The sequence below is a fragment of the Devosia sp. Root436 genome (assembly GCF_001426345.1).
Taxonomy (GTDB): domain Bacteria; phylum Pseudomonadota; class Alphaproteobacteria; order Rhizobiales; family Devosiaceae; genus Devosia.
In genome coordinates this window covers 36582-60024 of record NZ_LMEM01000002.1, presented here as the reverse complement: position 1 = coordinate 60024, position 23443 = coordinate 36582, and the positions used below count along the sequence as shown (strand labels likewise).

Below are 23443 nucleotides of genomic sequence, written 5' to 3'. Positions count from 1 at the left end.
GGGCCTTCCCCTCGCACCGAATCCAGAAAAGGCCCCCTCACCCGGCGCTGCGCGCCGACCTCTCCCCCAAAGGGAGAGGTGAAGAAAGAACGAGGTAGACCATGCCCACACCCAATCCCCGCCATCCCAATTTCCCGATCCCCGGCGGACCGGAACTGCGCGCCAAGGGGTGGCGGCAGGAGGCCCTGCTGCGGCTGCTGGAGAATGTGCTGGCTGTGGGCGAGAACCCGGATGAGCTGGTGGTCTATGCCGCACTCGGCAAGGCGGCGCGGAACTGGGCGGCGCATAAGGGGATCGTTGCAGCACTGTTGCGCATGGATGAAGACCAGACGCTGGTGATCCAGTCGGGCAAGCCGATCGGGCTGCTCAAGACGCATGCCAAGGCGCCGCTGGTGATCATGGCCAATTGCAACATCGTGGGGCAATGGGCCAAGGCCGAGGTGTTCTATGAACTGGAGAAGAAGGGGCTGATCTGCTGGGGCGGGCTGACGGCCGGGGCGTGGCAGTATATCGGCTCGCAGGGCGTGATCCAGGGAACCTATGAGATTTTCATGCGCATCGCGGAGAACCGCTTCGACGGCTCGCTGGCCGGAAGGTTCATTCTCACCGCCGGGCTGGGCGGCATGGGCGGGGCGCAGCCGCTAGCTGGGCGCATGGCGGGGGCGGCGATCCTGTGCGTCGATATCGACGCGGAGCGGGCCAGGAAGCGGCAGGAGATCGGCTATCTGGAGGAGATCGCACCGAACCTCGATATGGCTCTGGCGATGATCGACAAGGCGGTGGCGGAGAAGCGGGCGACGTCGATCGGGCTGGTTGGCAATGCGGCCGAGATTTATCCCGAGATCAACAGGCGCGGCATCGTGCCCGATATCGTGACCGACCAGACCTCGGCGCATGACCTGGTCTATGGCTACGTGCCCAAGGGGATGAGCCTGGACGAGGTCAGGCGCCTGCGGGTCGAGGGACCGGGGCAGTTGATGGCGGCAAGCCGGGCTTCCATTGCCGACCATGTGCGGGCCATGCTGGCGTTTCAGCAGGCGGGCGCGGAAGTGTTCGACAACGGCAACCTGATCCGTACCCAGGCCAAAGCGGGCGGGGTGGAGAACGCCTTCGATATCAAGATTTTCACCGAGGCCTATCTCAGGCCGCTGTTCGCGCGGGCTATCGGGCCGTTCCGCTGGATGGCGCTATCGGGCGACCCCGAGGACATCAGCAAGATCGACGACAAGCTGCTGGAAATGTTCCCGGACAACCGGATCGTCACCAACTGGATCAGGCTGGCGCGGCAGCATGTGCCCTTCGAGGGCTTGCCGGCACGCATTGCCTGGCTGGGGCATGGCGAGCGGACGGCCTTGGCGCGGGCGGTCAATGCCATGGTGGCCGATGGGACTTTGGCCGGGCCGGTGGCCTTCAGCCGCGACCATCTCGATGCCGGGGCCATGGCCCATCCCAATATCATGACCGAGCGGATGAAGGATGGCTCGGACGCCATTGCCGACTGGCCGATCCTCGATGCCATGTTGCTGTGTTCGTCCATGGCCGACCTGGTGGTGGTGCATTCGGGTGGCGGTGGCTATGCGGGCTACATGACGTCGGCGGGGGTGACTGTGGTGGCCGATGGCACGCCTGAGGGCGATGAGCGGCTGGCGCATGCGCTGACCAATGATACCGCGCTGGGCGTGATGCGTTATGCCGATGCGGGGTATGACGAGAGTTTCGAGGAGATCGCGGCCAAGGGGATTGGGCATATCGCGGTGGGGTAGGGGTTCCGCGCGTGTGGCTTACCCCCGTCCATGGCGTGGAGCCGAGTCACCTCTCCCCTGAGGGGAGAGGTCGACCCGAAGGGTCGGGTGAGGGGTTCAATGTTGCGGTTGGCACCGTGCCCTTCACCGGCACTGAACCCCTCACCCTCCCTCTCCCCTCAGGGGAGAGGGAGCCTGCGTTCGATGGCGATGTGAAGAGTTAGCCTTACCCCTCAAGCCCCGGATGCCGCGGCTTGCGGCGGTCGGGAAACAACGGGATGACGTTGTCGGTGATGCGGCGGGTCGGAACCGGATGCGGTGTCGGCAGGAGCGCGCGGTTGCGGCGGTCGGGACCGCGATAGCCGCCGAGCACGCCGATGACGCTGCGGCTGCGCAGGCGGGCCTGGATGCGCTGCAGCAGGTGGCGCGGCGACATCGGCTTGATGATGACTTCGTCGATGCCGGCGCTGATAGCCTGGTGGCGCATCGGCGGCGTGACAGTGCGCGTCAAGGCGATGACTGGCACATCCTGGCTGATCAGGTCGTTGTTGAGACGAATGGCTTCGACCATTTCATAGGCCGGGCGGCCCTCGCGGTCGAAATCGCAGACCAGCATGTCGAGCGGGGCGATGCGCATATAGGCGATGAGTTCGATATCGCTCTCGAACTGGCGCACCCGCAGATGTGAGTCGCCAGCCACCACCATCGCCAGCAGCGATGACAGCGCAGTATTGGCCGCGATGATGGCAACGACCTTGGTCGGCTCGGACACTGGTTTTCCCCAATAGTAAACAGACCGTTACCATGGGGAAATGTTCGGAAGAAGGGGCGGGTTCCGGAAATGGCTAATGGCTGGGGGAAAAGGGGATGGGAGAATGAGAAAAGCCCGCCGGAGGGGCGGGCTTGGACGGTTTCACAAACTCGGTGTCATCCCGGCCTTGAGCCGGGATCCATCCTGAGATGCATGATCGAACCAGCTTGCGGCTGTGGCGCGATCTCGGGATGGGCCCCGGCTCAAGGCCGGGGTGACACCGTGGGTGGGGCGGAATGGTGCCCCTAAGCCGTGGCTTCGTCGAACATCAGTTCCACGTGGTCCCAGTTCACCAGGTTGTCGAACCAGGCTTCGAGGTATTTCGGGCGGGCGTTGCGATAGTCGATGTAATAGGAGTGTTCCCACACATCGACGCCCAGGATCGGGTGGCCGCCATGCACCAGCGGCGACTCGCCGTTCGGAGTCTTGGTGACTTCCAGCTTGCCATTCTTGACGGCGAGCCACGCCCAGCCGGAACCGAACTGGGTGGTGCCGGCGGCGATGAAATCGGCGCGGAACTTGTCAAAGCCCCCGAGGTCGGAATCGATGGCTGCCTGCAGCTTGCCCGGCAGCTTGTTGCCGCCGCCATTGGGCTTCATCCAGTTCCAGAAATGGACGTGGTTGTAGTGCTGGCCGGCATTGTTGAAGAGGCCGGCATTCTTGCCGTAGCTCTCCTTGACGATGTCCTCGAGCGGCAGGATTTCCAGCCCCGAGCCTTCCAGCAGCTTTTCGCCATTGGTCACGTAAGCCTGGTGGTGCTTGTCGTGATGGAATTCGAGCGTTTCCTTGGACATGTAGGGGCCAAGCGCATCATAGGCGTAGGGCAGGGGCGGCAGGGTGAACTTCGTGGACATTATGGCCTCCGATTTTGGGATAGACGCTGAGGAATTCGGCACTGGTATAGGCCGATTGTGACGACACAACAATCAGTTGGAACCGAACGTTCCTTCCAATCCGACCGCATTGAGCGCAAACGCATAACACTCGGCGGTTTCCTTGAGGCGGTCGAAGCGCCCCGAGGCGCCGCCATGGCCGGCCCCCATATTGGTCTTGAGGTATAATGGCGCATTGCCGGTCTTGGTTGCGCGGAGCTTGGCCACCCACTTGGCCGGCTCCCAATAGGTGACGCGCGGATCGGTGAGCCCGGCCAGGGCGAAGATGGGTGGATAGTCCTTTGCCGCGACCTGTTCATAGGGGGCATAGGCGGCGATGCGGGCATAGTCTTCGGCCGAGGCCAGGGGATTGCCCCATTCGGGCCATTCGGGCGGGGTGAGCGGCAGGGTTTCGTCGAGCATGGTATTGAGCACGTCCACGAACGGCACCTGGGCGATGATGCCGCCCCAGAGATCGGGGCGCAGATTGGCGATGGCGCCCATCAGCATGCCGCCGGCCGAGCCGCCCTGCGCCACGATGCGGGACTTTGAGGTGTAGCCCTTGTCGACCAGCATTTCGGCCGCGGCGATGAAATCGGTGAAGGTGTTGGTCTTGTGCTCGCGGCGGCCCTGCACGTACCAGCGATAGCCCTTTTCCATGCCGCCACGGATATGGGCGGTGGCGTGGACGAAGCCGCGATCGACCAGCGACAAAGCCGAGATAGAGAAGGACGAGGGCATGGACATGCCATAGGCGCCATAGCCGTAGAGCAGGGCCGGGGCCGAGCCATCGAGCTTGGTGCCCTTGCGATAGAGCACGGTCACCGGGACCTGTTCGCCATCAAGGGCGGTGGCGAAAAGGCGGCGGGTTTCGTAATCGGCGGGATTGTGGCCAGAGGGCACCTCCTGCTCCTTGAGCAGGGTACGGGCGCCGGTTTGCAGATCCATGTCATAGGTGCGCGACGGGGTGGTCGGCGAGGAATAGGTGAGGCGGAAGACCGAGGTGTCGAATTCATAGCCCACCGACATGCCGAGGGAATAGGCCTCTTCGTCGAACTTGACGGTCTCTTCCTTGCCGGTGCGCAGGTCGCGAACGACTATGCGCGGCAGGCCCTCGAAGCGTTCGAGGCGCAGCAGGTGGTTGCGGATGACGATGGTGTCGAGGATCAGCACGCCCTGCTGGTGGGGGACGAGATCGGTCCAGTTTTCCGCGCCCGGATTGTCCACCGGGGCGACCATGACCTTGAAGTCCTCGGCGCCATCGGCATTGGTGCGGATATAGAGCAGGCCCTCGCGCTCATCGATGTCATATTCACGATCGGTAAGGCGCGGGGCGACGAGGCGGGGCTCGCCGCCGGCTTCGGCATCGATCAGCCAGCATTCGGACGTCTGGTGGTCGTGGGCATCGATGACGATGAACTTGTCCGAAAGCGTGCGGCCGACGCCGACGAAGAAGCCGGGGTCTTTTTCTTCGAAAATGATGGGGTCATTGGCCTGGTCAGTGCCCATGGTGTGGAGGCGGATGCGGTAGGGGCGGTGGTTGTCGTCATATTCGGTGTAGTAGATCGCGCTGGAATCGTTGCTCCAGACATAGGAGCCGGCGGTTTCGCGGATGACTTCGGCGCTGTCCTTGCCGGTATCGAGGTCGCGGATGACGATGTCGTAATATTCCGAGCCGGCGCGGTCGGCGGCCCAGGCAAGGTAGCGGTGGCCGCGGTCATGCTCGGCGCCGGCAAAGCCGAAATAGCCGTCCCCGGCTTCTTCATTGCAGTCGAGCAGCACGGTTTCGGGGCCGCCGTCGCGCGCGGTGCGGACGATGAGGGGATACTGCTTGCCCTCCAACATGCGCGAATTATAGGCGAAGGGCCCGTCGGGCGAGGCAATGCCGCTGTCGTCCTCTTTGATGCGGCCGCGGATTTCCTTGTAGATCGTCTCGCGCAGCTTTTCGGTGCGCGTGCCGAATTCGGCCTCGTAGAAGCTGTTCTCGGCGTCGAGATAGGCGCGGATTTCGGCGGCCAGCGTCTCGGGTTTCTGCATCACCTCCTGCCAGTTGTCCGCCCGCAGCCAATCGTACGGGTCGTCGCGCTGGATAGTGTGGAAGGTCACGACATGCGACTTCCTGGCGGCAACGGGGGCGGTGGGCTTGGTCATGGCGGAGTTCCGTAAGGCAGGCTCTTTCACATAGGACGGTGCGGGAGGGATGGGAAGGGGCACCTCTCCCCCGAAGGGAGAGGTGAAGAGGGCTTCCATCCCCATAAGTGGGGAGGAGGAGCCGGAGAGCTGGGATAAAGCCCTGTTTTGACTTGTCGCGGGGGGATCATTCGCTAAGGTCTTGCGCGAACCGGCCACAAGAGTCGGATCGGGGGAGTATTGCCTGTGGGGTTCGGAATGGACGCGAGCATAGCGCTGGTGGCGATTGCGCCATTTGTTGCCGCTTTGCTGGCGCCCTTCATTCATCGCCTTGCCCGGCCCTATGCCGGCTGGGTGCTGGCACTGGTGCCGGGTGGAATATTCCTGTTTCTGCTGACGCTGATCGAGCCCGTCGTCGCTGGCGGCACCGTATCGGCCAGCATTGGCTGGGTGCCGGCCTATGGGCTCGAACTGTCCTTCCTGGTCGACGGGCTGAGCCTGACCTTCGCGCTGACCATTTCGGGCATCGGCACGCTGATCGTGCTCTATTCCGGCGCTTATCTCAAAACCCATCCGCATCTCGGGCGGTTCCTCGGCTTCCTGCTGGCCTTCATGGGGGCGATGCTGGGGCTGGTGCTGGCCGACAACATGCTGGCTCTGTTCATGTTCTGGGAGCTGACCTCGGTCACGTCCTTCCTGCTGATCGGCTTCGATCATACGCGGCAGGCGGCGCGCCGGGGCGCCATCCAGGCGCTGGTCATCACCAATATCGGCGGCATGGCCCTGCTGGTCGGCGCCATTGTCGTCCATCACCTCACGGGGAGCTGGGAGCTGAGCGCGCTGGGCGGTGAAGTGCGCGGCAGTGGACTTTACGGGCTGGTGCTGGGCCTGTTCCTCGTGGCGGCCTTCACCAAATCGGCGCAGGTGCCGCTGCATTTCTGGCTGCCCAATGCCATGGAGGCGCCGACGCCGGTTTCGGCGTTCCTGCATTCGGCAACCATGGTGCAGGGCGGGGTGTACCTGCTGGCCCGCACCACGCCCTGGCTGGGCGGCACCGAGGCCTGGACATGGATACTGGTCTGCTTCGGCGGCGCGACCCTGCTCTGGGGCGGCCTCGGCGCGCTCCGGCAGAACGATCTCAAGCAGATGCTGGCGCAGACCACCTTGGCCTCGCTGGGGCTTTCGGTGCTGCTGATCGGGTTGGGAACCGAGGCGGCCATTGCGGCCATGCTGCTCTATTTCGTGGCCCATGCCTTCTACAAGGCGGGCCTGTTCATGGTGGTCGGCGCCATCGACCACGAGGCGGGCACGCGCGACATCACCATCCTGGGCGGGCTGGCCGACCGGATGCCGGTGACCTTCATCGGCGCCGCCATGGCGAGCCTCGCCATGATCGGGCTGCCGCTGACCCTGGGATATTTTGCCAAGGAAGAGATGTATCTGGGCCTGATGCACTGGCAGTGGTCCGATATGGCCGTGCTGCTGGTGCTGCTGGCGGGCAATGCCATGCTGGCCGGCGTGGCCATGCTGGTCCTGGTCAGGCCGTTCCTCGGCCCCGTGCTGCCGACGCCGAAACTGGCGCATGAGGCGCCCATCGCCATGCTGGCGGGGCCTGTCGTGCTGGGCGCCGCGAGTATCGTTGCCTCGGTGATGACCGACTGGCTGGGCCATACCCTGGTCGAGCCTGGGGCGGCGGCCATTCTTGGCGAGGCGGTCAGCAGTCACCTGACGCTGGCCATCAATCCGGCGAGCCCGCTGCTGTGGCTGTCGATCGCCACCTGGGCGCTGGGCTATCTGGTCTACCGGCAGGCCGCGGCCATGCGCACGCTGCTGCGGCGCTTCGGGGCCGGCCTCGGCTGGACGGCGGACACTGTGTTCGATGCGGTCATGTTCGGCCTGATCCGCTTCTCCGGTGCGGTGACCCGGCTGCTGCATCACGGCCGGCTGGAAATCTACCTGGCGACGGTATTTGTCGGGCTGGCGCTGGCACTCATCGTGCCACTCGGGGTCTTCAACGGCTATGGTGCGCTGTTGCCCAATGCCGATTTGGGCAACTGGTCGGCCAAGCTGAGCTGGCCGCAATTGCAGCCCTATGAATGGGGCGTGATCGCGCTGGCGCTGATCGGCCTGGGCGCCGTGCTGCTGGCGACCAACCGGCTGGTGGCCATTTTGGCACTGGGCATCCAGGGGACGGCCGTGGCGCTGATCTTCCTGATGTTCGGGGCGCCCGACCTGGCCTTCACCCAGTTCATGGTGGAAGTGCTCTCGGTGGTGATCCTGGCGCTGGTAATGACGCGGCTGCGGCTCGACGAGCTCGACCAGCGGCCGCTGGAAGACCTGGCGCGCGACGGCACATTGGCGCTGGTCTGCGGCGTTGGGGTCAGCCTGCTGCTGATGGTGGTGCTGTCAGGGACGCTCGATACGCGGCTGTCGGACCTGTTCACCGCCACCAGCGTTCCGATTGCCCATGGGCACAATATCGTCAACGTGATCCTGGTCGACTATCGCGGCTTTGATACGCTGGGTGAAATCTCGGTGGTCATGGCGGCCGGCATCGCCATCATGGCGCTGCTGCGGCGGCGGGCCAAGCCGGCGGTGCCGGCGGCCCCCGCGCCACGGCGCCGGCGGAAGGCGGCACCATGAACTCATTGATCTTCCGCACCATTGCGCCGCTGATCGTCGCGGTCATGCTCGTCTTTTCGGTCTATGTCTGCCTGCGTGGCCACAACGAACCGGGCGGCGGCTTCATCGGCGGGCTGATCGCGGCCTCGGCCATGGCCATACTGGGCATGTCGAGCGGCGCCGCAGAGGCACGGCGCGCCTTGCGCATCGATCCTCTGGCCATTGCCGGGTTCGGCGTGTTCATCGCCGGCTTCTCGGGGCTGCTGTCGCTGTTCACCGGCTCGCCCTTCATGACCAGCATCTGGCTCTATCTCGAACTGGGGCAGACCAGCGTTCCCCTGTCGACGCCGATGGTCTTCGATATCGGGGTATATTGCGTGGTTTTCGGCACGATTTCGGCCGTGGCGCTGGCGCTCGAAGGCGGCGAGGAGGAGCCCTGATGGACTATGTGCTGGCCGGGCTTGTCGGGTGTTTCGTGGCGCTGGGCGTCTACCTGCTGCTGTCGCGCTCGGTCATCCGCATGCTGATCGGCATGACCATCCTGGGCAATGGGGTGAACCTGCTGATTTTCACTGCCGGGCGGCTGACGCGGGAAATCGCGCCCATCGTTCCGGCCGGGCTCGAACAACCGGACGGGCCCATCGCCAATCCGCTGCCGCAGGCGCTGATCCTCACGGCCATCGTCATCGGCTTTGCCATGTTCAGCTTCCTCCTGGTGCTGGCCTTCCGCGCCTATCAGAGCCTCGATGCCGACAATACCGACACCATGCGCGTGGCCGAACCGGTCAACGAGCCCAACCCGCCGCTGAGCTACTGACATGGTAGAATTGCCCCCAGCAATGATCGAGACCCTGACATCAGCATCCGACTGGGTGGTGGTACTGCCGCTGGTGCTGTGCCTGATGGGTGCTGCCGCCACGCTGATGCTGCGCAAATCGGGCGGGTTGACCTTCATCTTCGCCGTGCTGATCGTCTGTGCCGTTATCGCCTGCGAGGTGACCTTGCTGCTGCGCGTGCTCGACAGCGGGCCGTTGAGCATGACCATGGGCAAGTGGCTGCCGCCCTTCGGCATCAGCTTTGCCGCCGACATCTTCGGGGCCGGCTTTGCGCTGACGGCGGCGGTGGTGACGCTGGCGGTGCTGGTCTATGCCCAGGGCGAGCGCGGCGCCGAGGATGGGCGCGACGGCTTCCACTCCATGGTGCTGCTGTTGCTGGCCGGCGTCACCGGCTCCTTCCTCACCGGGGACCTGTTCAATCTCTATGTGTGGTTCGAGGTGATGCTGATCGCGTCCTTCGGGCTCATCGTGCTGGGCGGTCGTCCGGCGCAGCTCGATGGCGCGGTGAAATACGGGTTCCTCAATTTCCTCGCCACGACCTTCTTCCTGCTGGCGCTCGGCCTGCTCTACGGCCTGCTCGGCACGCTCAACATGGCCGACATAATGCGGGTGGCGCCATCGGCGAACCCGGCGGCGATGGCAGGCGTGGCGGCCTTGCTGCTGCTGGCTTTCGGCATGAAAGCCGCCGCTTTTCCGGTGAATGCCTGGCTGCCTGCCGCCTATCATACGCCCCCGGCCGTGGTTTCGGCGCTGTTTGCCGGATTGCTGACCAAGGTGGGCATCTACGCCATGATGCGCGCGCTGGTGGTGCTGTTGCCGGCTAGCCGCGACCTGCTCGAGCCGGTGCTGGTGGCCGTCGCATTGGCGACGCTGCTGGTCGCGCCGCTGGGGGCCATTGCCGAAACCAATCTGCGCCGCGCCATCGGCTTCCTCGTCATCGGTGGCGTCGGTTCGGTGCTGGTGGGTATCGCCGTGCCGTCGCTGGCCGGGGTGAGCGGGGCGGGGCTCTACATCTTCCACGCTATCCTGACCATGACCGCGCTCTACCTGGTCGCCGGCCTCATCGAGAGCCGGACCGGGCAGACCGACTCCCGGCATATGGGCGGCCTCTATGCGGCGAGCACGCCGCTGTCGGTGCTGTTTTTCGTATTGGTACTGGCCACGGCCGGCGTGCCGCCCTTCCTCGGTTTCTGGCCCAAGCTGCTGCTGCTGCAGGCGGGCCTGGGCGAAGGAAGCTGGGTGGGCAGCCTTGTGGCCGTGGCGCTGGTGGTCAATGCGGTGCTGACGCTGATCGCCGGGTCGCGGCTCTGGGCGCATATCTTCTGGCGGGCGGCACCGGAAGGCGTGGTGGCGCCTGCGCCTGCGCCGTCGCATCGCGGCGCCTGGCTGCGCCTGGGGGCCACCGGCGCGCTGGTGGCCATCGTTGTTGCGGCCGGGCTGTGGCCCAATGGCCTGTTCGAGGCACTGCGTTTCGGCGCCCCGGACCTGCTCGATCCGTCCCGCTATGTCGCCGCCATCGGCCTGGCAGGAGGGGCGCCATGAACCCGGCAATGACCGTCGTCGTGCTGGCCCTGATCTGGGCCGCCATCACCGGCACCTTCAGCGGCCTCAACCTGCTGCTCGGCGGCGCCATCGGTATCCTGGCAGTGCTGCTGCTGCGGCATAATCTCGGCCCGCCGCGCCGCTTCCGCCAGCTGCGTAATATAGCTTCGCTGGCCGTGCTGTTTCTCTACGAGCTTGGCGCCAGCGCCGTGCGTGTGGCCATCGTGGTGCTGACGCCGGATCTCAAATCGGCGCTGCAGCCGGCCATCATCGCCTTTCCGCTGACCGTCAAATCCGACGCCGAGATCACGCTATTGGCCAATCTCATCACGCTGACGCCGGGCACGCTGAGCGTGGATGTGAGCGAGGATCGCAGCCTGCTCTATGTCCACGCCCTGGCCTTCGGCACGCGCGAGGGGCTGATCGCCGACATTGCGGGGGGCTTCGAAGCCAAGGTGCGGGAGGTCTATTCATGAGCGCCGCCGACATCCTCTCCTGGTCGACGCTGATCGCCCTGATCATCCTGGGGCTGGCGCTGCTGATCTCGGTGATCCGCATCATCATCGGGCCGACGCTGGGCGACCGGGTACTGGCACTGGATCTGATGACGGTCATCGCCATGGGCCTGGTCGGCACCATAGCCGTTCGTACCGGGCTGATGCTCTATCTCGATATCGCCATAGCGCTGGCGCTGCTGGGGTTCCTGGCGACCGTCGCTTTGGCGCGCTACATCCTGTCCCGCGCCGCAACCCCGCCGGATGACGCGCCATGATCGTCGATATTGTCACCTATGCCGGTTGCCTGCTGCTGCTGCTGGGCGCGCTGTTCAGCCTGGTCGCCGCCATCGGCGTCGTCCGTCTGCCGGACCTTTTCACCCGCATGCACGCCGCGTCCAAGGCGGGTGCCGTGGGTGGCGGGCTGGTGCTTCTGGCAGTTGCTTTGCTGTGTTTCGACGTTGGTGTGGCCATGCGAGCAATAGTTGGTGTTGTATTCCTTTTGCTCACAACACCTGTCTCAGCCCATCTCCTTGCAAAAGCAAGTTATCGCACCAGTGATCAATTGCACCTGAACATGGTCGTTGATGAACTTAAGTCTAAAACCGGCCAAAATCATCGCGCATGATTGCCGGTATTGGTAACATGTTAATTGCGTCATATTGGGTTGCGGATGGCAATAAACAGTCATAGGAATGAATCATGGCTGTGACTGCCCCTCTGTCGCGGTCCAATAAGAATAATGGAAGGTTGAAATATGAGTGACACCGCCGGCTCGGCGACCGGTTACGAGCACGACTTGATCGAGCTCAGTACCGAAATCGTCTCAGCCTATGTGAGCCACAACTCCGTGAGCGTGACCGATCTGCCCAAGCTGATTGCTGACGTCCATGGGGCCTTGCGGGCTCTTCAGACCAACGAAGTCCAGGTTCCTGTCGAGGAACTCAAGCCTGCCGTGCCGGTCCGCAAGTCCGTTGCTGCCGACTACATCATCTGCCTCGAAGACGGCAAGAAGTTCAAGTCGCTGAAGCGCCACCTGCGTACCCACTACAATCTCTCGCCCGAAGAATACCGCGAGAAGTGGGGCCTGCCGGCCGACTACCCGATGGTTGCGCCGAACTATTCGGCAACGCGCTCCAAGCTGGCCAAGGATAATGGCCTGGGTCGCAAGGCCGCCTGACGCAAACACTCCGCTAAGAAACGTCGCGTCCGAACCCTTGGACCCCGGCGAGAACGAAGCTTCAAACGGTCGCCCGACGGGCGGCCGTTTGAATTTGTGGGCGCACTTATCCCCACGGGCTTTACTCATCGCAATATCTAGGAATTAATTCCTTGCTTGCGATGAGGCCCACCCATGTATGACTCACTTTCATCCATCCAGCCCGCGGTACCCGCCCCCCGGCGGGGTACGGCGCGATGCGTCTGTGACGATGTGATCGCTCTGGTCGCACGTCAAAAAAACGTGCCGATCCGCATGCTTACTCACAGAAGCCGCAGCCGGTTGCCGGTGGCTCGGGCGCGGCAATTGGCCATGTACCTGTCTCACGTCATGCTCGGCCGCAGCCTGATGGAAATCGGCGAGGCCTTCGGCAGGGATAGGACAACTGTCTCATATGCCTGCGCGCTGATCGAAGATATGCGCGACGATCCCGTCTTCGACGATGAAGTGATGCAATTCGAGCGCCAGATCGAGGCGGCCATGACCGGGATGGAGGCCATGAGCCATGCCGCCTAGCACAGGCGAAGACGACGTTCTCAGCCGGCTCGGCGCCAGCCGGGATGCAAAGGCGCCGGCCTTTCTTGGCCCCCACCACCTGCTGGCGGCCGAGCGGCTCGAGCAGCTGATCCGGCGGGCCCAACTCGCGCCCCGGGTGACCATGTCATATAATCCGGCCGCCGTCGGGGGCGGGGGCCGGTCGGCCAATGGCGTGGAAACTGCCTCGCAGGGCGCGGCCGACGCCCGGCTCCGGCTCAGCCGCCTGGCCGCGCTGCTGCCCGCCGATTGCTGGGGCGTATTGTTCGATGTCTGCGGCCTGGGCAAGGGCCTGCAAGTGGTGGAAACCGAGCGGCGCTGGCCCCGGCGCAGCGCCAAGCTGGTACTGCGCATCGGCCTCGACCAACTGGCAAGCCAGTTCGGGCTTCGCGAGCAGGCGATAGGCGCCGAACAGGGCAAGACGCGCGGCTGGCTGGAGGCGCGCCTGCCGCTGATCGCGGAGGCGGAGTTTTAACTACATACTGAACGATAATAATCGGCCCCCGATGGCGCATGGTAGAACAGGCCATGCGCCAGAAGTTCATCACCATCCAGTACCTGCGCGGGTTTGCGGCCATGCTGGTGCTGGCTTCGCATGCACTGCTTTATCCATTGGTGGAAGACAATCTCAGCTTCGGCCGGCTGGGCTGGCTCGGGGTCATCCTGTTCTTCGTGATATCGGGCTTCATCATGGTTGCGGTGACCGGGGAGGGGCGGTTTTCCGCGCCGGCCTTCCTGCGCCGCCGCTTCATCCGCATCGTGCCGATGTATTGGGGCGCTACGCTCCTTGCGGCCGCCCTGGCGCTAGTGGCGCCGCAAATGTTCAAGACCACGGTCTACGATACCGGCCAGTTGCTGCTGTCGCTGCTGTTCGTGCCGTTCTACAATCCGGTCAGCCACGGCATCCATCCGCTCTATAAGCTCGGCTGGACGCTGAATTATGAAGTCTTCTTCTATTTCTGCTTTGCGCTGCTGGCCTTTCTCGGCGCGCAATCGCGCGTCTTCTGGCTGACGGCGGCTTTCACGGCGCTTGCCGTGCTGGGGGCGCTGCTGCAACCCGAACCGGCCATTGCCCAGTTCTATACGAGCTTCATGCCGCTGGCTTTCTGTGCCGGCGCCTGGCTGGGGCTGGCGACCTTGCAGGGCCGCCTGAGCGGCCTGTCGGCCGGCGCGGTCTGCGTGGCGCTGATCCTGGGGCTTGCCGGGCTGGTGGAGGGCTTTGTCTTCGGCGAGGGCCTGGTCGAGGACGCCTTTGCCTTTATCGGCCTCGTCGCATTTGCCTCTTCACTGGTGCTGCTCGCCGTGCGCTTCGAGCGCCGGCTGCCGCGCGTGGCCTTGCTCGAACATATCGGGGATGCGTCCTATTCGATCTACCTCGTCCATATCTACGAGGTGGCCGTGTTGTCCGGGCTGGTGTTCAAGCTGCTGGATCCGACCAATCTGTGGGCCGACTATCTCGTGGCGGCGGTGTCGATCATCGGCGGCACGGTGGCCGGCCTGTTGCTCTATCGCTTCGTCGAGCAGCCGCTGCTGCGGTTCTGCAATGCCGCCCTGGGCCGGCGAACCGAAGTGGCGCCGGCACCGGCCGAATAGCTCAGCTCAGCGCCCGGCCTTCGGCGCGGATGCGATTGACCATGGCCACCAGGCCATTGGAGCGCTGCATGCCCAGATGCTCGCTGAGGCCCACCTTCCTGAACCAGTCGATGGCATCGGTTTCGGCGATCTCGGTGGCCGGGCGACCCGAATAGAGCGCTATGAGCACCGCCACCAGGCCCTTGGTGATGATGGCATCGGACTGGCCGCGGAAGTGCATGACGGGCGCCCCGGCGGAACGGTCGACACTCGATACCAGCCAGACATTGGACACGCAGCCCTTGACCTTGTTTTCGGCGGTCTTGTCGGTCTCCGGCATGTCGGGCAAAGCCTGTCCGAGCTCGATGACGTAGTTCAGCCGATCTTCCCAGTCGTCGAGGAAGGATAGGTTTTCGGCAATATCCTGGAAGGCCTGATTTTCGCTCATGGCCGATTATCTAGTCAAAGCCGGCCGCCATTACCAGAGCCGCCTTGGCGGCGGCTCCGGTGCGGTCGGGTTCACGCCAGGGCGGCGTGGCGTTGGGTGACGGAACGGGCGAACTGGTGGACCATGCCCTGGTACTGCCGGGCACGGCGCACCCGCGAGCGCTTGATGTCGGTCTTGCGCGGCAGCGGGAATTCGGCGCTGCGATAGAGCGCGGCGAGGCTGTCGCCGGCAAAGGTCGCGTCGCCGATCCGGAGCATGGCGCCGTGCAGGCTCACCGGCGCGGCCTCTTCAAAGGCGAAGCGGATGGCCTGGGCGGCGGTGGCAAAGAAGCGGCCACCCTGCGCCATGGCAGTGTGGCGATCGCTGCCGAGATAAAGCTCGGCGCGAGCGTGGTAGTCTTGAAATGTCATTGGTGTCTCTTTGGCCCGGGCTCTGCCGCAGGGCCTTGTCTATGCCGCGGCCGATGGCCTGCGGCGGCCGAGCCCGCCAGTGGCGGGCCCGGCGCAGTCTTACTTGAGAAGCGTCAGGTTCGCGGCCGAAGCCTTGCCGTCACGACCGGTCTCGAGCTCATAGGTGACCTTGTCACCTTCATAGAGCCCGGCGAGGCCGGAGCGTTCGACGGCGGAGACATGGACGAAAGCGTCCTTGCTGCCGTCTTCGGGCGAGATGAAGCCGAAACCTTTGGTGGAATTGAAGAATTTTACGGTGCCGTTAATCATGGCAATATCTTTCGTATCGTGCCCCAGCCAGTTGGCCGGAAAGCATCATTGCCGCCCGACACATGCCGGACAGGTCTAAACGCTCTCAAAAACAGGGGGTACGAAGACCGGGCGAGCCGCGATCAGATAGCCATGTAGCTCAAACGTATGCAGCATATATAGACGCGCAACGTGTCGATAGCAAGGCCGTGGCCTCTGCGCAGGAAAAAGCCGCAAGCACGGGGCAGCGTGCTTGCGGCTGAGGCCAGGGATCGCTGGAGTGCGTCGCTTGGGGAAGTGACGCGATCCCTGGGGTCTATACCGGGGCCCGGGGCAGGGCTCCCGCTATCCCGCCCAATCCGGCCGGGGCCGGGGTATGGGGGCCGGACCATGGGTCGGCGACTCATGCATGGGTGTACCGACGGGCGGGGAAGACTGGAGCGCCGCGGCGATGACCGCCTTGCCGCCGACGCATTGGAAACTGTCGCATTCGATAGCCTGGATCTGTTCGGCAATGACCTGCTGGCCGGCCGCCATCGCCTGCGCCGACATGGCCTGGGCGTCGACGAAATCGACGCCGGGCTTGATCACCATATAGGCGACAGTCAGCCAGAAAACGGAGCGAACGACCAGGAACATTGGCTTCTTCCAGACTCTCGGCAGGCCGCGATTGGCCTGCATCGCCGACACTAGGGCAGCCCTGTTAAGCGCCGCTGGGACATTTCCCTAAAATTTTAGACAAATGCGTCCGACCGTTTCGATGCGGCGCAACGCCTTGTTTACGCTAACCCGAGAAAGGATCGCGCCCGACCGCATGCAAGCCTTTGCCGGCCATGAGATTTAAGTTCGCCTTTAGCTCTTGGCGGGCAGGGTGGCAGCAACAAGACCTGACCCCGCTCAGGCCCAATTGGTGCTCCAGGCATCCATGACTGCTGGCGTCGTGATAGTGAGTAATGCGTATGCGTAGCCTGTTCTCTTTCGGCGCAAGCAAAGAGATGTCCCTGGCCGTTGCCGGCTCCGGCCATCGCCCGGAAATGCTGCGCCGCAAGACGCTTGCCAACAATTCGCGCCTGCTGATCCTGTTCAGCGCCCTGGCCATGCCCCTTGCCGTCTATGGCCTGGTGACCGGCTCGGCCTTTCCCTTCGCCGTGGCCGCGCTGGGCCTGGCCGGCGGCATGATCACGCTCTCGTTGCATCAGCGCCGGCTGTTCGAGGAAGCCGCTGCCGGGCAGGTGTGCACAATGCTGATCCTGGGCTGCCTGCTCACCTTGGCCGATGGCCAACTGGGCGATGCGGGCCTTGCCATTGCCGTCATGGCCCCAGTGTTGGCCTCGCTGGTGGGCCGCAAGCGTTTGCGGCAACAGAGCTGGGCCCTGCTGGCCGGGGTGATCGCGCTTGCCGGCACAGCCGCGGCCTTCGGCATACCGGCCATTCCGGTTGCGCCGGGGACGCTCATGGCAACGGCCATGGCGACATTCGTCATCATCGCCGGCATCGTCGTTCACACCTCCAACCGGATCAACGCCGCCTATGAGGTCTATGACAAGGCCCAGATTACCGCCTATCGCCACCTGATCGAGCATGTGCAGGACGGGGTCGTCCGCTTTTCCAGCGATGGCGAAATCCTCCTGGCCTCGCGCTCGTCCGAGCAGCTTTTCGGCTGCCGCCGCTATGAATTGTCCGGCGGCGGGCTGGGGGAGCGGCTGCATGTGCTGGACCGGCCGGCCTATCTCACCGCTTTTGCCGACGCCAACCAGGGCGGCAAGTCGCGCATCATCGAAGTCAGGATGCGCCAGGACGATCCGCGCGCCATGACCAGCGTGCCGCGTTTCATCTGGGTCGAAATCAGCCTTTCCCCGGTACAGGACGCCGACAATACCGGGTTGCGGTACGAAGTGGTGGCGCTGTTCCGCGACATTACCGGCCGCAAGGACAATGAAATCGCCATGGCCGAGGCCCGCCGCATCGCCGAGGAGGCCTCGGACGCCAAGTCGCGTTTCCTCGCCACCATCGGGCACGAATTGCGCACGCCGCTCAATGCCGTGGTCGGATTCTCCGAAATGATGACGTCGGGCATTGGCGGCGAGCTTTCGACCACCCATCGCGAATATGCGGGCCTGATCCACCAGAGCGGCAAGCATCTGCTCGAAGTGGTGCGCATGTTGCTCGACATGTCCAAGATCGAAGCGGGCAAGTTCGAACTGCAGACCGAGCCCTTCATGGTCGAGGACATGGTGGAGCCCTGCTTCAGCATGGTCGAGGCCATGGCGAGCAAGCAGCAGGTGACGCTGGTCACCGATATCGCCGGTCCGCTGCCCCTGCTGGTGGCCGATGAACGCGCCTGCCGGCAAATCCTGCTCAACCTGTTGTCCAACGCCATCAAGTTCAGCCATCCCGGCGGCCGGGTAACGGTGAGCCTCAAGCGGCAGGGCCAGAGCCTCAATCTGTCGGTCACCGACCACGGCGTCGGCATGGCACCCGCAGCGCTGAGCCGAATCGGCGAACCGTTCTTCCAGGTACAGGACGGGCTGGCACGCCGCTATGAGGGGACGGGCCTGGGCCTCTCCATCGTCAAGGGCCTGGTCGATCTGCACCAGGGCACTTTGCGGGCCATGTCCGAAATTGGGGCAGGGACAGTGGTGACTGTTTTGCTGCCTATAAACGGTCCAGCAATAAAGACCGAAGAAACTGCATCGGTCACACCACTCCGCAAAGAGCCAGCCGCCGCTCCTGTTCATTCATGGCAAGACGAAAAAAGAAAAGCGCAATGACGGCAACCACTTTCACCCGCCTGCCTCTGCTGGCGGGCAGCGCCGTTGCGACCTCGCTGGGTCGTGCCGGCCTCTGGACGATGTCCCGCTACATGCGCGCGCCGCTGGCTTCCACCGGCATGCTGGCGCTGGTGACGCTGACCGCGCTGGCGGCCAGCAATGCCCTGTATTTCCAGACCGCCCGGCACCCCGCGCCCTTCTTCGCCCCGGCCGTGGATGTGCCGGTGGCGCAGCCGCAGGTGGCGCCCGAGCCGATGCCGGCGCCGGTGCGCGAGACGGCCGTGGTCCCCGCTCCCGTTACGCAGGAAACGACGGGTAGTGTCGCGGTCGTGCCGCCGGCGGTTCCCGCGGCGCCTGTCGGCAATACCGATGCTTTCGCGGTGCAGAAGAAGCTGACCGAACTGGGCCTGTTCAACGGCACGGTCGATGGCTTTTACGGGCCGATGACCGCCAATGCGATTCGCGCCTTCGAGCAGCGCAACGGCCTCGAGCCGACCGGCGCCCTGACGCCTGATATGATCGACGCCATTCTGCGCGCCGATGCCGCGGGCATGGTACCGGTGGCCCGGCCGGCAGCCGTTGTGGTGCAGCCGGTCGTCCGGCCGCAGGCCGTTGTCCAGCCGGCGCCGCAGCCCGATCGCGTCGTGGCACGCCTGCCGGAGCTGTCGCCGGTCGACCAGGCGGTCGACACGATCGGCAATGCGGCGGCCCAGACCATCGATTCCATCGTCGCCGCCGTCGATGGCGGCCGCACCATGCCGGCCGCGCCTGCGGTCAAACCCATTCCGGCCTTGCCGCTGGTGCAGCAGATGCCGGCCCCGGTGCAGGTGGCTTCGCTCGAGCCGATGGCGCCGCCGCGGCCGGTAACGGCGGTGCAGTCCGAGCCTGTCCCCGACCAGACGCTGGCCGCAACGCCGACCCTGGCCCCGGCCAACAATGTGCAACTGGTCAGCCAGATCCAGTCGGGACTGGCGAGCCTGGGCTTTTATCACGGCTCGATCGATGGCCATCCGGGCGATGCGACGGCCAGGGCTATCCGGGAGTTTGAAAACTTCCACAGCTACCGGGTGACCGGACAGGTCAATCCCGACCTGGTGGGGCTGTTGCGGCAGGCCGGCGCGGCGATCTAAGCTGTCGCCATGACCAGCTCGATCTTCCCGATTCCGACATGAGGGCGCTGCGCAGCGATCTATGGTGCGGAGTTTTTGTCAGGCGCCATAATGACTTGGGTAATATGTGCGTGGTGTCCCGCCGGGGCGACCCGATTGCCGGACAAGTGTTCATCGAGGTGGATCATCTCGATGGTACGCGCTCGCTGTTCACGCCCGCTCCCATGGTCAGCCGCCAGGACGATGCAAGCCTGGTGTTCCAGCGCCGTTTCAACCATGTCGAACCGCCCAAGGTGACGGAGCGCATCGCTCAGGAGGTCGACTTTGACCCCGATCTATGGGTGCTGAGCCTGGATCTGCGCGGGGATGAGCTGGGGATCGAGGTGGTTGGGTAGGCGCTCTTTACCTCTCCCTTCGGGGGAGAGGTAAGGGAGCCTTTACCCCGCGCGGCGGGCGCCGATGCGGGCCAGGGCCTCGATGGCCTGGTCGACCACCGGATTGTGCGCCGGAGCCAGCGTGTTGGACGGGGCCCGGCGTGCGGTTGCCACGAAGGGCTTGTATTCGGGCTTGTTGAGTTCGAGCAGGTTCACCTCGCCGCGCCAGGCACCCATCAGGTAAGCCATTGATTCCGGTGTAACATTGCCGAAGAGGGTGGCGAAGTCGGCCAGCGCGCGGGAGCGCTCGCTGTCGTGGCTGGTGGCGTGGATGAGAACCTTGAGCCCGTCATAGGCCGAGCAGCCAAAGGCGCGCAGGATGACGAAGAGCGAGGCGCCGGTCACGTCATGGGCGATCTGGCCGCAGCGCACTTCGTCGAGGCCGGTGATCTGCGACAGCAGGCGGGTGACCTCGGGGCGGCGGTTCTCGGAGAACAGCTTCATCAGCGCCTTGGTCAGTTCCTGATTGGCGACGGTGAGCTGCTCGATGGTCTTGCTGATCGGCGCCTTGGGCGTTTCGCGATGGGCGAAAGCCTGGATGACCTTGACGCGATCGACATCGGAGAGATCGAAGAAAGCCGGGGCGAGAAGCGCCGCGTCGAAATCGTCGCGCTTGGCCAGCGACTCGGCGACCATGTGGTCCATCTGCGCCGAACGGGCCAGGGCGCTGAGATAGGCGCCGCGCGGCACGATTGATGTGTTGGAGGCCAAGGCCCGGTAAACCTTGCGCGAATTCATCTGGAACAGCTTGGCCAAGACGACATTGGTGAGGTCGGCGCGGGCCGCGATGGTGGCGGCGCCCGGCACGTCATAGCGGGCGACGATGTCGAGCATGGTCGGCTCGGAAAGGTCCGTGGCGCCGGCGAGGAACTGGTTGAGGTCTTCCCCGATATTGTCGACGACCAGCTGTTCGAGGGCAGGGGACAGCATTTCGGCGCGGCCCAGGATGGCGGCGCCCTTGGCGCGGGCCTGCGGGCCGGCAATGGGGAACAGGCGCCCGGCCAGGGCTTCGAACTGTTCCATTTCGGGAGGGGTTGGCTTGCCGCGCCGCGCATAGGCGTCGCAGGCGGCGATCAGCAGGGTGTTCGTACGGTCGACGCCGCCTGTCTCGATGAGCAGTTGAAACGTCTCGTAGGGCTGAAAACCAAGCATATCTGAGGGACCGTCTATCCGGAATCGCATCACATTCGATGCGCATTCACTCTTGCCGCCAATTCGTTAGCAGACTGTTAACCTTGACGATCTCTTAATGCGGACATGAGCGGTCAGTGCGAGGGGCGTCGCGCGACTGATTTGCAACGCGAAACCGTGGCCTCCAATGGGAATGGGGGAGCGATCAACCGGAGGACAGCTTGGGAAAGCTCGTCAAATTCGATCAACGGCCGAAAGCCGACAAAGGCGCGGCAAGCAAGCCCGGCAACGCCCAGATCCTGATTTTTACCGGGGTGCGTTATGAGCGCGGGACGTCGCAGCCGCCGAACAAGAGGCTCGATCCTACGCGGCCGAAGCGCAAGCGTGGATAAATTCTTTCGCCTGGCCGGCGCACTGGCCCTGGCCGCGCTGCTGGCCGGCTGCGTGGCGCGACCCGTCGGCGATTTCGGCCGCGCCGCGCCAAGCTGGACCCACGATACGGCCATGCCAGCGGCTGGTGATTTCATCGCCGCCAATCGCAACGAGCCGGTTTCCAGCTTCAACAAGACCGACCAGGAAGAGGAGATGCATGACCGCGTCTGGCGCTTCCTCGTCGCACCTCATGCCAAGGACTGGCAATTCGACAGCGCCGTGGAGCTGCAGCGCACCCGCATCGTGCGGCCGCGGGACGAGAGCTTCACCATCGAGCGCTATTACAACTGGCTGAAGCGCACCGACTACCAATCCTCGCGCACGCGCTATGCGACGGTGGGCAGCCATGTGAGCGCCGATACCGACACGCTGCCGACGACATTCGCCGCCATCTGCAAGGTGATCGAGATCGACCGGCAGCGGGCTGCTGCCTATGACGGGCTCGGCCATGATCTGCCGCCTCGCCTCGCCCAGGAAGTCGCAGCGCGGAAATATGAGAATGACGCCTTCATCGACTGGTTCGTGCGGGCGCTGAACTATCGCTATTCGAGCTATGACTATGCGCTCGATAACCTCTTGGTCGAAACGCCGCATGAGCAGTCGCTGGCGGTGGACGAGGCCCTGCGGCGCATGGCGGTCTTCGTGAACCGCGCCAATCGCCGCGATTTCTGTGCGTCGCCGGGTGGGCATCCGGGTGGGGGCGGCGGTGTCGTCATACCGTCACGCTTCCAGAATATCGGCGACACCGAGATCGTGCTGCCGAAATAGAGCGGACGACCGACGAGATGGATGACGCCGTATTGGTGGCAATGAACGGGACGCGATGACGAACGGATCAGCCACTGCAGGCGATTCACGCCAGGCCGGCGGCTCGGCCGGCGAGGTGTTTCTTGCCTTTCTCAAGCTTGGGCTGACCTCGTTCGGGGGACCTATCGCCCATCTCGGCTATTTTCGCGACGAGATCGTGGTGCGGCGGCGCTGGCTGGGCGAGGCCGAATATGCGGACCTGGTGGCCCTGTGCCAGTTCCTGCCGGGACCGGCATCGAGCCAGGTCGGCTTCGCGCTCGGGCTCTATCGCGCCGGGCCGCTGGGAGCGCTGGCCGCCTGGGCGGCCTTCACCCTGCCGTCGGCCGCCCTGTTGGTGGCTTTCGCGCTGGGGGCGGCGGCGCTGGACGGACCCCTGGCGCAGGGCGTGCTGCATGGCTTGAAACTGGTGGCCGTCGCCGTGGTGGCGCAGGCCGTGCGGGGCATGGCGCAAAGCCTGACCCCGGACCGGCAGCGGGCAGCCATTGCCGTCGGCGCCGTAGCGGCGACCATCGTGCTGGCCGGGGCGGTGGGGCAGGTGGCGGCGATCGTGCTGGGTGGGCTGGCCGGGCTGGTATTCTGCCGCAATGGCGCAATGGCGGCGCCGGCAGCAACGCGCTTTCCGGTGCGCCAGGCGGCGGGCGTGGCCTGCCTGGGGCTCTTTGCGGCATTGCTTGTCGGCCTGCCGATTATCGCGGCGGCGACAGACGCGCATGGGCTCGACCTGTTCGACGCCTTCTATCGCGCCGGATCGCTGGTGTTTGGTGGCGGCCATGTGGTGCTGCCGCTGCTCGATGCCGAAACCACGGCCAGCGGCTGGGTGAGCAAAGATGCGTTTCTGGCCGGTTATGGTGCGGCGCAGGCGGTGCCCGGCCCACTGTTTACTTTCGCGGCCTATCTCGGCGCCATCAGCAGCGGCATAGCCGGCGCCGCCATCGCCTTGGTGGCGATCTTCCTGCCCGGCTTGCTGCTGCTGGTCGGGGCGCTGCCCTTCTGGGATAGCCTGCGGCGGCTGCCGCTGGCGCAGGCCGGAATGCGTGGCGCCAATGCCGCGGTGGTGGGGATTCTGGGCGCGGCGCTCTACGATCCGGTCTGGACCAGCGCCGTGCTGGGGCCGGTGGATTTCGCGCTGGCGCTGGCGGGGTTCGTCGCGCTGGTGTCATGGAAAGCACCGCCCTGGATGGTGGTGCTGGCGCTGGCTGTGGCGGGTGGGGCGCTGAGCATGTTTGCCGGCTGAGAGAC

The 23443-nt window shown here is 64.7% G+C and carries 26 protein-coding genes; 18 read left to right on the top strand and 8 right to left on the bottom strand.

The window, feature by feature from the left end:
* Positions 1-101 precede the first annotated feature (101 nt).
* Entirely contained in the window at positions 102-1763 is a 1662-nt protein-coding gene (locus tag ASD04_RS04305; protein ID WP_056253079.1) for a urocanate hydratase, read from the top strand.
* A 205-nt stretch (positions 1764-1968) separates the two neighbouring features.
* Here the strand turns inward: ASD04_RS04305 and ASD04_RS04300 are convergent, their stop codons facing one another.
* The 3 genes from ASD04_RS04300 to ASD04_RS04290 all read right to left on the bottom strand — a co-directional run bounded on the left by ASD04_RS04300 (position 1969) and on the right by ASD04_RS04290 (position 5576).
* On the bottom strand, positions 1969-2514 hold the full coding sequence (locus ASD04_RS04300) for a response regulator (protein ID WP_056253076.1): 546 nt from the start codon (positions 2512-2514) through the stop codon (positions 1969-1971).
* Between the two features lie 284 nt (positions 2515-2798).
* Positions 2799-3407, bottom strand: a complete 609-nt coding sequence (locus tag ASD04_RS04295) for a superoxide dismutase (RefSeq protein WP_056253073.1) — start codon at positions 3405-3407, stop codon at positions 2799-2801.
* A gap of 72 nt (positions 3408-3479) precedes the next feature.
* Entirely contained in the window at positions 3480-5576 is a 2097-nt protein-coding gene (locus ASD04_RS04290; protein ID WP_056253070.1) for a S9 family peptidase, read from the bottom strand.
* Between the two features lie 237 nt (positions 5577-5813).
* Here ASD04_RS04290 and mbhE point away from each other — a divergent pair, with 237 nt between their 5' ends.
* From mbhE to ASD04_RS04235, 11 genes are all read left to right on the top strand, one after another.
* Entirely contained in the window at positions 5814-8198 is a 2385-nt protein-coding gene (gene mbhE / locus ASD04_RS04285) for a hydrogen gas-evolving membrane-bound hydrogenase subunit E (protein WP_056253066.1), read from the top strand.
* Entirely contained in the window at positions 8195-8617 is a 423-nt protein-coding gene (locus tag ASD04_RS04280; RefSeq protein WP_056253063.1) for an MnhB domain-containing protein, read from the top strand. The genes mbhE and ASD04_RS04280 overlap by 4 nt, the downstream gene beginning before the upstream one ends.
* The gene (locus ASD04_RS04275; protein WP_056253060.1) at positions 8617-8994 is read left to right on the top strand and encodes a Na+/H+ antiporter subunit C; all 378 of its coding nucleotides are present in this window, start codon (positions 8617-8619) and stop codon (positions 8992-8994) included. The genes ASD04_RS04280 and ASD04_RS04275 overlap by 1 nt, the downstream gene beginning before the upstream one ends.
* 22 nt (positions 8995-9016) lie before the next feature.
* Positions 9017-10555 (top strand): proton-conducting transporter membrane subunit, encoded by a 1539-nt coding sequence (locus ASD04_RS04270; protein ID WP_056253057.1) that lies wholly within the window; start codon positions 9017-9019, stop codon positions 10553-10555.
* Positions 10552-11031, top strand: coding sequence for a Na+/H+ antiporter subunit E (locus ASD04_RS04265; protein WP_056253054.1), 480 nt, complete (start codon positions 10552-10554; stop codon positions 11029-11031). Before ASD04_RS04270 ends, ASD04_RS04265 begins: the two co-directional genes overlap by 4 nt.
* The gene (locus ASD04_RS04260) at positions 11028-11327 is read left to right on the top strand and encodes a cation:proton antiporter (protein WP_056253051.1); all 300 of its coding nucleotides are present in this window, start codon (positions 11028-11030) and stop codon (positions 11325-11327) included. Before ASD04_RS04265 ends, ASD04_RS04260 begins: the two co-directional genes overlap by 4 nt.
* Positions 11324-11677: a monovalent cation/H(+) antiporter subunit G gene (mnhG, locus tag ASD04_RS04255; protein ID WP_056253049.1), complete on the top strand. Its 354-nt coding sequence runs from the start codon at positions 11324-11326 to the stop codon at positions 11675-11677. Before ASD04_RS04260 ends, mnhG begins: the two co-directional genes overlap by 4 nt.
* Positions 11678-11806: 129 nt before the next feature.
* Positions 11807-12229: a MucR family transcriptional regulator gene (locus tag ASD04_RS04250; protein ID WP_056253044.1), complete on the top strand. Its 423-nt coding sequence runs from the start codon at positions 11807-11809 to the stop codon at positions 12227-12229.
* A 174-nt stretch (positions 12230-12403) separates the two neighbouring features.
* Positions 12404-12784: a helix-turn-helix domain-containing protein gene (locus ASD04_RS04245; protein WP_082530987.1), complete on the top strand. Its 381-nt coding sequence runs from the start codon at positions 12404-12406 to the stop codon at positions 12782-12784.
* A complete protein-coding gene (locus ASD04_RS04240) occupies positions 12774-13277 on the top strand; it encodes a DUF6456 domain-containing protein (protein WP_056253042.1) in 504 nt (167 codons plus the stop codon). Before ASD04_RS04245 ends, ASD04_RS04240 begins: the two co-directional genes overlap by 11 nt.
* A 53-nt stretch (positions 13278-13330) precedes the next feature.
* On the top strand, positions 13331-14395 hold the full coding sequence (locus ASD04_RS04235) for an acyltransferase (RefSeq protein ID WP_162245102.1): 1065 nt from the start codon (positions 13331-13333) through the stop codon (positions 14393-14395).
* A 1-nt stretch (position 14396) separates the two neighbouring features.
* Here ASD04_RS04235 and ASD04_RS04230 read toward each other — a convergent pair whose 3' ends face one another.
* The 4 genes from ASD04_RS04230 to ASD04_RS04215 all read right to left on the bottom strand — a co-directional run bounded on the left by ASD04_RS04230 (position 14397) and on the right by ASD04_RS04215 (position 16159).
* Complete coding sequence (locus ASD04_RS04230; RefSeq protein ID WP_056253036.1) at positions 14397-14822, bottom strand: SufE family protein; 426 nt, start codon at positions 14820-14822, stop codon at positions 14397-14399.
* A gap of 71 nt (positions 14823-14893) precedes the next feature.
* Complete coding sequence (locus ASD04_RS04225) at positions 14894-15232, bottom strand: hypothetical protein (protein WP_056253034.1); 339 nt, start codon at positions 15230-15232, stop codon at positions 14894-14896.
* Positions 15233-15331: 99 nt separating this feature from the next.
* Complete coding sequence (locus ASD04_RS04220) at positions 15332-15541, bottom strand: cold-shock protein (protein WP_056253032.1); 210 nt, start codon at positions 15539-15541, stop codon at positions 15332-15334.
* A gap of 324 nt (positions 15542-15865) precedes the next feature.
* Positions 15866-16159, bottom strand: a complete 294-nt coding sequence (locus tag ASD04_RS04215) for a hypothetical protein (RefSeq protein WP_056253027.1) — start codon at positions 16157-16159, stop codon at positions 15866-15868.
* Between the two features lie 356 nt (positions 16160-16515).
* Between ASD04_RS04215 and ASD04_RS04210 the strand changes: the two genes are divergently transcribed.
* The 3 genes from ASD04_RS04210 to ASD04_RS04200 are packed head-to-tail and all read left to right on the top strand — an operon-like array spanning position 16516 to position 19795.
* Entirely contained in the window at positions 16516-18291 is a 1776-nt protein-coding gene (locus ASD04_RS04210; RefSeq protein ID WP_162245101.1) for a PAS domain-containing sensor histidine kinase, read from the top strand.
* Positions 18288-19421, top strand: a complete 1134-nt coding sequence (locus tag ASD04_RS04205; protein ID WP_056253022.1) for a peptidoglycan-binding protein — start codon at positions 18288-18290, stop codon at positions 19419-19421. The genes ASD04_RS04210 and ASD04_RS04205 overlap by 4 nt, the downstream gene beginning before the upstream one ends.
* A 38-nt stretch (positions 19422-19459) precedes the next feature.
* Positions 19460-19795: a DUF1491 family protein gene (locus tag ASD04_RS04200; RefSeq protein WP_082530984.1), complete on the top strand. Its 336-nt coding sequence runs from the start codon at positions 19460-19462 to the stop codon at positions 19793-19795.
* Positions 19796-19837: 42 nt separating this feature from the next.
* Here ASD04_RS04200 and ASD04_RS04195 read toward each other — a convergent pair whose 3' ends face one another.
* Positions 19838-20986 carry a DUF2336 domain-containing protein gene (locus ASD04_RS04195; protein WP_056253016.1) on the bottom strand — a complete coding sequence of 383 codons (1149 nt, stop codon included), beginning with the start codon at positions 20984-20986 and terminating at the stop codon, positions 19838-19840.
* Between the two features lie 200 nt (positions 20987-21186).
* On the opposite strand from ASD04_RS04195, the gene ASD04_RS19310 reads away from it, so the two are divergent.
* Genes ASD04_RS19310 through chrA form a run of 3 tightly spaced genes read left to right on the top strand, consistent with a single transcriptional unit; the run spans position 21187 to position 23438 of the window.
* The gene (locus ASD04_RS19310) at positions 21187-21357 is read left to right on the top strand and encodes a hypothetical protein (protein WP_156461112.1); all 171 of its coding nucleotides are present in this window, start codon (positions 21187-21189) and stop codon (positions 21355-21357) included.
* Entirely contained in the window at positions 21350-22165 is an 816-nt protein-coding gene (locus ASD04_RS04190) for a hypothetical protein (protein WP_056253013.1), read from the top strand. The genes ASD04_RS19310 and ASD04_RS04190 overlap by 8 nt, the downstream gene beginning before the upstream one ends.
* A gap of 55 nt (positions 22166-22220) precedes the next feature.
* Positions 22221-23438 carry a chromate efflux transporter gene (chrA, locus tag ASD04_RS04185; protein ID WP_056253011.1) on the top strand — a complete coding sequence of 406 codons (1218 nt, stop codon included), beginning with the start codon at positions 22221-22223 and terminating at the stop codon, positions 23436-23438.
* Positions 23439-23443 lie beyond the last annotated feature (5 nt).

Bases quoted from the DNA above. Each gene is read 5' to 3' on its own strand.
- ASD04_RS04305 (WP_056253079.1), top strand. From the start codon at position 102: ATGCCCACACCCAATCCCCGCCATCCCAATTTCCCGATCCCCGGCGGA.
- ASD04_RS04295 (WP_056253073.1), bottom strand. From the start codon at position 3,407: ATGTCCACGAAGTTCACCCTGCCGCCCCTGCCCTACGCCTATGATGCG.
- ASD04_RS04290 (WP_056253070.1), bottom strand. From the start codon at position 5,576: ATGACCAAGCCCACCGCCCCCGTTGCCGCCAGGAAGTCGCATGTCGTG.
- mbhE (WP_056253066.1), top strand. From the start codon at position 5,814: ATGGACGCGAGCATAGCGCTGGTGGCGATTGCGCCATTTGTTGCCGCT.
- ASD04_RS04280 (WP_056253063.1), top strand. From the start codon at position 8,195: ATGAACTCATTGATCTTCCGCACCATTGCGCCGCTGATCGTCGCGGTC.
- ASD04_RS04275 (WP_056253060.1), top strand. From the start codon at position 8,617: ATGGACTATGTGCTGGCCGGGCTTGTCGGGTGTTTCGTGGCGCTGGGC.
- ASD04_RS04270 (WP_056253057.1), top strand. From the start codon at position 9,017: ATGATCGAGACCCTGACATCAGCATCCGACTGGGTGGTGGTACTGCCG.
- ASD04_RS04265 (WP_056253054.1), top strand. From the start codon at position 10,552: ATGAACCCGGCAATGACCGTCGTCGTGCTGGCCCTGATCTGGGCCGCC.
- ASD04_RS04260 (WP_056253051.1), top strand. From the start codon at position 11,028: ATGAGCGCCGCCGACATCCTCTCCTGGTCGACGCTGATCGCCCTGATC.
- mnhG (WP_056253049.1), top strand. From the start codon at position 11,324: ATGATCGTCGATATTGTCACCTATGCCGGTTGCCTGCTGCTGCTGCTG.
- ASD04_RS04250 (WP_056253044.1), top strand. From the start codon at position 11,807: ATGAGTGACACCGCCGGCTCGGCGACCGGTTACGAGCACGACTTGATC.
- ASD04_RS04245 (WP_082530987.1), top strand. From the start codon at position 12,404: ATGTATGACTCACTTTCATCCATCCAGCCCGCGGTACCCGCCCCCCGG.
- ASD04_RS04240 (WP_056253042.1), top strand. From the start codon at position 12,774: ATGCCGCCTAGCACAGGCGAAGACGACGTTCTCAGCCGGCTCGGCGCC.
- ASD04_RS04235 (WP_162245102.1), top strand. From the start codon at position 13,331: ATGCGCCAGAAGTTCATCACCATCCAGTACCTGCGCGGGTTTGCGGCC.
- ASD04_RS04230 (WP_056253036.1), bottom strand. From the start codon at position 14,822: ATGAGCGAAAATCAGGCCTTCCAGGATATTGCCGAAAACCTATCCTTC.
- ASD04_RS04225 (WP_056253034.1), bottom strand. From the start codon at position 15,232: ATGACATTTCAAGACTACCACGCTCGCGCCGAGCTTTATCTCGGCAGC.
- ASD04_RS04220 (WP_056253032.1), bottom strand. From the start codon at position 15,541: ATGATTAACGGCACCGTAAAATTCTTCAATTCCACCAAAGGTTTCGGC.
- ASD04_RS04215 (WP_056253027.1), bottom strand. From the start codon at position 16,159: ATGTTCCTGGTCGTTCGCTCCGTTTTCTGGCTGACTGTCGCCTATATG.
- ASD04_RS04210 (WP_162245101.1), top strand. From the start codon at position 16,516: ATGTCCCTGGCCGTTGCCGGCTCCGGCCATCGCCCGGAAATGCTGCGC.
- ASD04_RS04205 (WP_056253022.1), top strand. From the start codon at position 18,288: ATGACGGCAACCACTTTCACCCGCCTGCCTCTGCTGGCGGGCAGCGCC.
- ASD04_RS04200 (WP_082530984.1), top strand. From the start codon at position 19,460: ATGAGGGCGCTGCGCAGCGATCTATGGTGCGGAGTTTTTGTCAGGCGC.
- ASD04_RS04195 (WP_056253016.1), bottom strand. From the start codon at position 20,986: ATGCTTGGTTTTCAGCCCTACGAGACGTTTCAACTGCTCATCGAGACA.
- chrA (WP_056253011.1), top strand. From the start codon at position 22,221: ATGACGAACGGATCAGCCACTGCAGGCGATTCACGCCAGGCCGGCGGC.